Raw genomic sequence first — 7,794 nt, forward strand, 5'->3', positions numbered from 1 at the left:
GGCCCCGCCGGATCGGATCCGGCGGGGCCCCTCTTCGCAGTCCCGGGCCCGTAGGCGGAACGGGAAGTGTCGCGGCGGTCAGGCCCTGGCGCGGCGCTTCTTCATCCGGCCCTCGAGGTACACGGCGAACTTGGTCAGCGAGTAGTTGATGACGATGAACAGGATGCCCGCCACGATGTACGCGGGGACCGTGTTGGCGTACGCCGAGCCGAGGGTCTTGGACCAGTTGAGCAGCTCCAGGTAGGTGATGCCGTAGCCCAGTGCGGAGTCCTTGAGGACGACGACGAGTTGGCCGACAAGGGCCGGGAGCATCGCTGTGAGGGCCTGGGGGAGCTGGATCGACCGCAGCACCTGCCCGGAGGTGAGGCCCACCGACAGTCCCGCCTCGGACTGCCCCTTGGGCAGACCGTGGACGCCCGAACGGACGAGCTCGGCGATGACGGCCCCGTTGTAGAGCGTCAGAGCGGTGACGACGGCGGCGAGCGGCGCGTGCTGGTTGGGCACGAGGTCGGACGTGGCGAAGTACCCGAAGTAGGCGAACACCATCATCAGAAGCACCGGCACGGCGCGGAAGAACTCGACGATCACACTGCAGAACCACCGCAGAGGGGCGAACGGCGAGAGCCGGCCCATGCCGAACAGCAGCCCGAACACCACCGCGAGCACGATCGAGATCCCGGCCGCGGTGAACGTGCCCTTGAGGCCGGGGATGAGGTACGACGTCCACACCTCGGGGTCGGTGACGAAGGGCTCCCACATGAAGGCCTTGAGCTGGCCGGCCTTCTGGAACTGTAGGTAGATGACGTAGGCGATGCCGATCACGAGGATCGCGCCCACCACCGTGAGGACACGGTGACGCAACCTGGCCTTGGGACCGGGTGCGTCGAACAGGACGGCCTGGGTGCTCATCGCTTCACCGCCAGCTTCCGGGAGAGAGAGGTGGTCCACAGCCCGATCGGGAGGGTGAGGATCACGAAGACCATCGCGAAGAAGAAGAACGTCGGCAGGCTCGCGCCCTCGTTCTCCGTGATCACCTGCAGCAGTCCCGCCGAGTCACCGACGCCGATCACGGCCGCGACGGTGGAGTTCTTGATGAGCGCGATGATGACCGAGCCGAGCGGGGCGATCGCGCCGCGGAACGCCTGCGGGAGGATCACCTCGCGCAGGGACTGGCCGAACCCCAGGCCGATCGAGCGGGCCGCCTCGGCCTGCCCCACCGGCACCGTGTTGACGCCCGAGCGCAGGGCCTCACAGATGTAGGCCGCGTGGTAGACGGCCAGCATGATCGCCGCCCACCAGAACGCGTTGCGCGCGAAGTCGTCGGAGACCGACAGTTGCAGAATGAAGGACAGGCCCAGGATGCTGAAGACCATCAGCAGCGTCAGCGGCAGATTCCGGAACGTGTTGACGTACGAGGTCCCCAGGCCGCGCAGCACCGCCACCGGGGACACGCGCAGGACGGCCACGAGCGTTCCCAGGATCAGGGCGCCGATGCTGCCCAGGATCGAGAGCTGGATGGTCACCCAGACCGCTCCGAGGACGTCATAGTCGGCGAAGATGTCGCCCATGGTCCACCTTCCGTGATGGGGTGCCGGACCTCCGCGCCCCGGTGGGCGGCGGCGCGGAGGTGGCGGGGCCGGCCGGGTCGGTCGTCGACCCGGCCGGCAGGGTTCGATTCAGATCAGGCGCAGGCGTCCGGCTCGGGCGGGTTGCCCTCGCCCGGGGTGAAGCCGGCGGCGCCGAGGTTCTCCTCGACCGCGGTGTCCCAGCTACCGTCCGAGATCATTTCGCGGATGGCCTCGTTGATCTGCTCGCACTTCTCCGTGTCGCCCTTGGCGATGCCGACGCCGTAGCGCTCCTCGGTGAACGGCGCGCCGACCACCTTGAGCTGGCCCTGGTACTGGTCCTGGGAGGCGTAGCCCGCGAGGATCGTGTCGTCCGTGGTCAGGGCGTCGACCGCGTTGGACACCAGCGCGGAGACGCACTCGGAGTAGGTGCCGAACTCCTGCAGGTTGACGCCCGGCACCTTCTCCTTGACGGTCTGCGCCGAGGTCGAGCCGGTGACCGAGCACAGGCGCTTGCCGTCGAGGGAGTCCGGCCCGGTGATCGAGTCGTCGTCGGCGCGGACCAGCAGGTCCTGGCCGGCGATGAAGTACGGCCCGGCGAATCCGACCTTCTCCTTGCGGGAGTCGGTGATGGAGTACGTGGCCACGATCATGTCGACCTGGCCGGTCTCGAGCAGCGTCTCGCGCTGGGCGCTCGGCGCCTGGATCCACTCGATGTCGTCCTCGGCGGTGCCGAGCTTCTCGGCGATGTAGCGGGCGACGTCGACGTCGAAGCCGGTGTACTCGTTGCCCTCCTTGAGGCCGAGGCCCGGCTGGTCGAACTTGATGCCGACCTTGAGCTGGTTCCCGCCGTCGCCGCCGTCATCGCTGCCGCACGCGCTCAGCCCGAGCGCCAGGGAGACGGCCGCCGCGGCCGCTCCGATCCGTCGGATGTTCATGAGTACTCCTCGTGGGGTGGGGTGGATGGGTCCTGAACGGGTCCGCGGACGGGCCCTTCTAGTTGGAGAGGATCTTGGACAGGAAGTCCTTGGCCCGGGCGCTCTGCGGATTGGTGAAGAACTCCTCGGGTGTGGCCTGCTCGACCAGCTCGCCGTCCGCCATGAAGATCACGCGGTCGGCGGCCTTGCGCGCGAAGCCCATCTCGTGGGTCACCACGACCATCGTCATGCCGGTCTTGGCCAGGCCGGTCATCACGTCGAGGACCTCGTTGATCATCTCGGGGTCGAGGGCGGAGGTCGGCTCGTCGAAGAGCATGACCTTGGGGTCCATGGCCAGCGACCGGGCGATCGCCACGCGCTGCTGCTGGCCACCCGAGAGCTGCGCCGGGTACTTGGCCGCCTGCTGCTCGACCCCGACGCGGGTGAGCAGCTCCATGGCCCGCTTCTCCGCCTCCGCCTTGCTCTGCTTACGGACCTTGATCGGCCCCAGGGTGACGTTCTCCAGGATCGTCTTGTGGGCAAAAAGATTGAAGGACTGGAAGACCATGCCCACGTCGGCGCGCAGCTTGGCGAGCGCCTTGCCCTCCTCGGGCAGCGGCTTGCCGTCGATCGTGATGGAACCGGACTCGAAGGTCTCGAGCCGGTTGATGGTGCGGCACAGCGTCGACTTACCGGAGCCGGACGGCCCGATCACCACGACGACCTCCCCCTGCTCGATGGACAGGTTGATGTCCTTGAGCGCGTGGAAGTCACCGAAGTGCTTATTGACGCCTGAGATCTCGACGAGAGCCATGTGAGGAACTATAGGGCTCCAAAAGGCCTCACCGCCCCAAGACCGCGGACGTGTCCGCTACGCGAACCGCGAACCGGTCGACATGGTGTGCAGCGGTGCGTACCGTCGTTACATGGCGATATCGGATGTCAGGGAATACGCCCATCTCACCGCCGACGACGTAGAAGCCATCGGCGAGGAACTCGAGGCGATCCGCCAGGAAGTCGTGGACTCTCTCGGCGACCGCGACCGCCGATACGTGCAGAACACGATCAGACTGCAGCGCGGCCTCGTGGCCGGCGGCCGAGTCGTCTTGCTCTTCTCCGGGTACCGGCCCGCGTGGGCGCTCGGCACCGGGTTGCTCGCCGCCGGGAAGATCATCGAGAACATGGAGCTCGGGCACAACGTGATGCACGGGCAGTGGGACTGGATGAACGACCCGGTCATCCACTCCAGCTCCTGGGAGTGGGACATCGTCGGCACGTCCGAGCACTGGAAGGCCACGCACAACTACCACCACCACAAGTACACCAACATCGTCGGCATGGACGACGATGTCGGGTACGGCGTGGTGCGGGTGACGCGCGACCAGCCGTGGCACCCGGCCAACTCGCTCAACCTGGTCTGGAACACGATGCTCGCGTTCGCGTTCCAGTGGGGCGTGGGCGTCCAGCACCTCGAGATCGCACCGGGGACCATCAACTCCTCGGGGTGGGACGAGCAGAAGAAGCGGATCGGGCAGTTCCTGCGGAAGGCCCGCCGCCAGGTGGGCAAGGACTACGTGTGGTTCCCGCTGCTGTCGGGCCCCAACTGGAAGACCACCATGACCGCGAACATGACCGCCAACGTCATCCGCAACCTGTGGTCGAACGCCGTGATCTTCTGCGGTCACTTCCCGGACGGGGCCGACAAGTTCACCCTGGAGGACCTGGAGAACGAGACGCAGGCGCAGTGGTACCTGCGCCAGATGCTGGGCTCGGCCAGCTTCACCGGCAGGAAGCTCATGCACTTCATGTCCGGCAACCTGTCGTTCCAGATCGAGCACCACCTGTTCCCCACGATCCCGTCCAACCGGTACGCCGAGGTCTCGGAGAAGGTGCAGGACGTCTGCCGCCGCTGGGATCTGCCGTACACCACCGGCCCGCTGTACGAGCAGTACTGGCAGTCGTGGCGCACCATCGCCAAGCTGTCGCTGCCGAACCGGTTCCTCAAGGCCACGGCCGACGACGCGCCGGAGACCCGGTCGGAGAAGATGTTCGCCGGCGAGCCGAGGACGTATGAGACCCGCGACGGTCGGCGTGCGGGCCTGGTCACCGCACTCAAGCACCACACGAACCCGCGGCAGCTGCGGCGCATCACCCGGACGGTCTGACGTGGCGGGAGACGACGTGGCATCCGGAGACGACAACCGCACCCCGAGCGTCGACGAGACGCACCGTCGACCCGAGGGCGCGACCGACGCCGAGGTCGAGGCGGCCGGCACCGTGAGCGAGGCACTGGAGTACATCGAGCGGGCCCGCGGTCGGCTGTACGACCTGCACCAGCTCATCGGGCGCGCGGACATCCTCCTCCAGGAGGCCGCCGACAAGCTCGACGAGATCGGTCGCACGGAACTCGCCGAACGGATCCGTTCCGAGGTCGTGGGGGTCAACGTCCTCCACGGCCGGTGGACGTTCCAGATGGTGGAGGAGTTCGACGACGGCTTCTGGTCCACCGCGCGCGAGGTCGACCGCGCGGTGCGCGAGGAGCTCACCGGCGGCCGCCGACACGTCCACGAGGCGGAGATGAAAGAGGCCAACAGGACGAAGGGCCGCCCCGGACACGAGGCGACCCCTGGGGATCCGAATTAGGATCCGCACGATCGATCGAGCGGATCACCGGGTCAGCCGGTGCGGTGGCGGCCGGCGATCCGGTGTCGGTCGGCCTCGGTGAGGCCGCCCCACACGCCGTACAACTCCTTGGTCTCGAGGGCGAACGTCCGGCAGGTGTCGAAGACGGGGCAGCCGGCGCATATGGCCTTGGCCTGATCCTCCTTCTTCCGGCGGGCGCCCTTCGACTCCTCCTCGAGGCTGTAGAACAGGTCCTCGTGGCCGATGCACGCCGCACCGTCGCGCCACGACCAGAATGCCGCCGTGGGCTCGAGATTCTTGTACCTGGGCATGTGGCCTCCGTTCCCGCCGTTCCGAAGTGCCCGTGTTAGGCCCTGAAAGCTCGGTCGGCAGCGCTCTGCACCCATCCTGTCAGTGATCCGCCTCGCCGTGCGCGGAGTGAACTCACATACCGAGAGGTATATGTTTCTGTCAAGGGGTTGCGCAGTGCTTTTGCAGCAGAATCCACTACAGGTGAGAAGTTGTCCACGCCTCACATTCCGGCCGTGCGGGCGGCAGCGGTCACCGTCGAGACGCGGTCCTCGTCGTCGTCGACCGGATGACCTCCGCGGCGCGCGACGCCGCGCCGTCCACCCCCCACCACTTCCGGATGCCCCCGGCTTCGCCGTCCAGAGCGCGGTCCACCTGCTCGCGCACCGCGTGCGCGACCGCCGTGGGCCCGTCTCCGTACCTCATCACCGACGTGCCGGGGAGCCCGCCCAGCGCCTCTGCGGTGGCGTCGTACTCGCCGTGATCATGCTTTCCCGGGACCACCACGAGCGGGACGTCCGCGCAGGCGGCGTCGGCGACGGACGTCTGGCCCGCCCCGGTGACCACCACATCCGCAGAGCACAGCTCAGACCACGGGTCGTCGTGCCACGCCCCGTCCGCCCCACCCAGCTCCGTCCATTCCGCCACGCCCAGCTCGCCGACGGTCGTGCGGACCGCGCGCCAGAACCGGTGGTCCCAGACCTCGGTGGATCCGTTGAGGTGGACCACGCGGGGGCGACGGCGCCGGTCGCGCGGCTCGGGCTCGCGATGCTCGAAGCGGGAGATCCCGCCGATCTCGTACACCGCACGTCCCGCCTGCGCGACGGCCTCGCGGTGCGCGCCGGGTGGCCACGCCGCGATGAGTTTCTCGGCGGCACGGCAGCGGAGCCGGTGCGGTTCGTCGTCCCGCAGTCCGGGCGGCAGGGTGCTCACCATCGGGACGCCGGCCATGCGCGCGGCCAGCGACATCTCCGGTGACGAGTCGACCCAGAACGCCCGCGGCCTGGCACGGTCGATCCACGCCACCGCCCTCCGGCGGGCGGCGACCGCGAGACCCTCGGCCGCGACCCCGTCGACGGGCAGGTGCACCACCTCGATCCCGGGCGGGCGGAGGGCGTGGTCGAACGGCCCGGTCACGAGCAACGTGACCTCCTCGCCCCGCTCCCTCAGAGCCGCGACGACCGGCAGCACCCGGTGCAGATGCCCGCGCCCACGATTGTGAACGTAGACGCCGATCATCGTCGAAACGTCCTCAGGCGTCTCCGCGAAGTGCCTCGAGGAGCGCGTCGCAGAAGGCGGGCAGGTCGTCGGGCCGGCGGCTGGTCGTGATCCCGCCGTCACTGACGAGTTCCGCGTCGACCCACTCCGCGCCCGCGTTGACCAGATCCGTCCGCAGGCTCGGGTAGGACGTGATCCGGCGGCCGCGGACCACGTCGGCCTCGACGAGCATCCAGGGGGCGTGGCAGATGGCGAACACGGGCTTACCCGCGTCGACCATCTCGCGCACCAGGTTCACGGCGTGGGAGTCCTGCCGCAGCGCGTCCGGGTTGGCGACGCCGCCGGGTAGGACGAGCACGTCGATGTCGGCGGCCGAGGTGTCGGCGCTGATCCGGTCGACGGCGTGCGTGCCGGCCGGGTCGAGGTGGTCGACCAGCCCGACCTCGCCGCTGTCCGTGCTGACGAGGATCGGCGTGTGACCCGCCCCGGAGACGGCGCCCCACGGCTCGGTGAGTTCGACGCGCTCGATGCCCTCGGAGGCCACGAGGAAAGCGACGGTTCGGGTGTCGGTTCGTGCATCCTGTGTCTCGGTCATGCCCCCGATCGTGAGGGCGGACACCTACCCTCGCAACCGGTCCCCGAGACGGTGGACCGCGTAGCGCGGGTCCGGCACCATACCCCCATGGGACGACGAGATCGGATGGCCGCCAACGGACGTCGCGGCGGCGGGCGACGCGGACGCGGGTGCGGGTGCTCGCTGCTCGTACTGCTCCTGCTTCTGGTGGGGCTGGTGGTGGCCGCGGAGTTCGGGGCCCGCTGGTACCTGTCCGACCGGGCCGAGAGCGAGGCGTCCGCCCGGCTCGATGCGCCGGTGTCGGTGGGGTTCGGCAGCACTCCCGTGTTGTGGGATCTGGCCACGACCCAGGCCGTGGGGACGGTCCGGCTGACCTCCCCCGGCAACGCGACCGTCCCGCGCATCGACGTGACCGGCCACTCCGTCCGGTTGGTCGACGGCGGGATCCGCGCCGACACCGCCGACGGCATCGCGGTCCTCAGCGGCGAGCAGCTCGCGGCCGCCGCCTCGCAGGGCAACCCGGCGGAGGGCTCACCCGTGGCGGGTCTGACCGAGGTCCGCTCGGTGCGGCCCGACCCCGCCGCCGGGC

The 7,794-nt window shown here is 69.0% G+C and carries 10 protein-coding genes; 3 read left to right on the forward strand and 7 right to left on the reverse strand.

What is annotated here, in order from left to right:
• Positions 1-78 precede the first annotated feature (78 nt).
• From G6030_RS02040 to G6030_RS02055, 4 genes are all read right to left on the reverse strand, one after another.
• Positions 79-909: an amino acid ABC transporter permease gene (locus tag G6030_RS02040; protein WP_007631534.1), complete on the reverse strand. Its 831-nt coding sequence runs from the start codon at positions 907-909 to the stop codon at positions 79-81.
• Positions 906-1,568 carry an amino acid ABC transporter permease gene (locus G6030_RS02045; RefSeq protein ID WP_007631535.1) on the reverse strand — a complete coding sequence of 221 codons (663 nt, stop codon included), beginning with the start codon at positions 1,566-1,568 and terminating at the stop codon, positions 906-908. The genes G6030_RS02040 and G6030_RS02045 overlap by 4 nt, the downstream gene beginning before the upstream one ends.
• A 113-nt stretch (positions 1,569-1,681) precedes the next feature.
• Positions 1,682-2,503, reverse strand: coding sequence for a glutamate ABC transporter substrate-binding protein (locus G6030_RS02050; protein ID WP_007631536.1), 822 nt, complete (start codon positions 2,501-2,503; stop codon positions 1,682-1,684).
• 58 nt (positions 2,504-2,561) lie between these two features.
• Positions 2,562-3,296 (reverse strand): amino acid ABC transporter ATP-binding protein, encoded by a 735-nt coding sequence (locus G6030_RS02055; RefSeq protein WP_182642041.1) that lies wholly within the window; start codon positions 3,294-3,296, stop codon positions 2,562-2,564.
• 112 nt (positions 3,297-3,408) lie between these two features.
• Between G6030_RS02055 and G6030_RS02060 the strand changes: the two genes are divergently transcribed.
• Together G6030_RS02060 and G6030_RS02065 are read left to right on the forward strand one after the other, a co-directional pair.
• Positions 3,409-4,647, forward strand: a complete 1,239-nt coding sequence (locus G6030_RS02060) for a fatty acid desaturase (RefSeq protein WP_182642042.1) — start codon at positions 3,409-3,411, stop codon at positions 4,645-4,647.
• Between the two features lie 16 nt (positions 4,648-4,663).
• Positions 4,664-5,125, forward strand: coding sequence for a hypothetical protein (locus G6030_RS02065; protein WP_347238547.1), 462 nt, complete (start codon positions 4,664-4,666; stop codon positions 5,123-5,125).
• A 32-nt stretch (positions 5,126-5,157) separates the two neighbouring features.
• Here G6030_RS02065 and G6030_RS02070 read toward each other — a convergent pair whose 3' ends face one another.
• From G6030_RS02070 to G6030_RS02080, 3 genes are all read right to left on the reverse strand, one after another.
• Positions 5,158-5,436: a WhiB family transcriptional regulator gene (locus tag G6030_RS02070; protein WP_108848714.1), complete on the reverse strand. Its 279-nt coding sequence runs from the start codon at positions 5,434-5,436 to the stop codon at positions 5,158-5,160.
• Positions 5,437-5,665: 229 nt separating this feature from the next.
• A complete protein-coding gene (locus G6030_RS02075) occupies positions 5,666-6,652 on the reverse strand; it encodes a hypothetical protein (protein ID WP_182642044.1) in 987 nt (328 codons plus the stop codon).
• Between the two features lie 13 nt (positions 6,653-6,665).
• A complete protein-coding gene (locus tag G6030_RS02080; RefSeq protein WP_182642045.1) occupies positions 6,666-7,226 on the reverse strand; it encodes a type 1 glutamine amidotransferase domain-containing protein in 561 nt (186 codons plus the stop codon).
• 87 nt (positions 7,227-7,313) lie between these two features.
• On the opposite strand from G6030_RS02080, the gene G6030_RS02085 reads away from it, so the two are divergent.
• Positions 7,314-7,794: LmeA family phospholipid-binding protein (locus G6030_RS02085; RefSeq protein WP_241724100.1), on the forward strand; the 481-nt coding region annotated here is incomplete at its 3' end.

Source organism: Dietzia sp. E1, assembly GCF_014145015.1.
GTDB classification, from domain to species: domain Bacteria; phylum Actinomycetota; class Actinomycetes; order Mycobacteriales; family Mycobacteriaceae; genus Dietzia; species Dietzia cinnamea_A.